This window comes from Halomonas sp. SIMBA_159 (genome assembly GCF_046536035.1).
GTDB classification, from domain to species: Bacteria; Pseudomonadota; Gammaproteobacteria; order Pseudomonadales; family Halomonadaceae; genus Vreelandella; species Vreelandella venusta_A.
This window is the reverse complement of sequence record NZ_JAWJBT010001734.1, coordinates 1-232: the sequence shown is the minus strand read 5'-3', so window position 1 is coordinate 232 and position 232 is coordinate 1. Positions and strand designations below refer to the sequence as shown.

1 protein-coding gene is annotated in these 232 nt (G+C 40.1%); it reads right to left on the bottom strand.

The genetic code is table 11. From position 1 onward, the window contains the following. Positions 1–232 (bottom strand): hypothetical protein (locus R0J87_RS25140; protein ID WP_498889746.1); only part of this gene is annotated, 232 nt, incomplete at both ends.

The following is a 232-nucleotide window of genomic DNA, read 5'->3' as shown; positions in this document are numbered from 1 at the left end:
CTTGCAGTTCTCCAAAAGAATTTTGACCGGAAGCAGATAAATTCTTTCTGTAATAAACACCGCTTTTTGTTTTAAATACTTTGTCTGGTAATCCGTCTCCATCCAGATCTTCTAGTATTACGGCAACATCTGATGATCCCCAGCTGTTACCTCCGTGGCCTCCAACAGTAAATCCTTTTAAGCTTCCTGCGTTTGTTGCTAAACCTATACCAAGTCTATAACTTACTCCTTC